This is a genomic window from Bartonella sp. AC62GZZY (assembly GCF_042196525.1).
Classification (GTDB): domain Bacteria; phylum Pseudomonadota; class Alphaproteobacteria; order Rhizobiales; family Rhizobiaceae; genus Bartonella.
On the sequence record NZ_JBHIQN010000078.1, the window covers coordinates 1 to 626 of the forward strand.

Annotated in this window: 1 pseudogene; it reads right to left on the bottom strand. The window is 41.5% G+C overall.

The window, feature by feature from the left end:
* Positions 1-626: pseudogene (locus ACFIML_RS09260) on the bottom strand (hypothetical protein); the annotation flags it as partial.

Genomic DNA, 626 nt, shown 5'->3' on the forward strand with positions numbered 1-626 from the left:
ATGTTGGAGCTATCCATTTGCCATTCTCATACTTAGCTCCGCCGCCAAAATACTGAGCAACACTGCTACCTAGAGTATGAAGCTGATTACCTGCTATCGCATCCGTCGAACTCGAAGAAATCTCTCCATCCGCAAGGAACTTAATTTTACTATTGCTTCCTTCTTTGCCGTGTTTGGCTACAAAGGCATGATCATCCTTGTTCCACAATAACGAATCCTGTGCTATACCCTGAGAAACATCCTTAATACGTTGATTCACATTCTTGATATTTTCATCAAGGCCTGTAAACGCTGAACCTACATCATTAAAAATAGCCGTACTTACATGGCCATCTTCAGAAATACTCGATAACTCATAGGTCGGCTGTGTAAAGCTACCATCTTTAAATGACGCACCGCCACCTAAAAACCGTGCTACATCCTGAGAAATTTTATTAATCTGTTCCCCATTAACAACATCATGTGAATCCTTAGCAATCATACCATCCGCAACATTATGCAGACCAACAGCGGCAGAACCATTTCCTTTGCCAAACGTTACACTCGCATAATTAATGGAGGCATCCTTGTTCTTATCGTAATGCACAACTGCTGAATCATCAGACTGAAGACTGTTAGAAAGATCC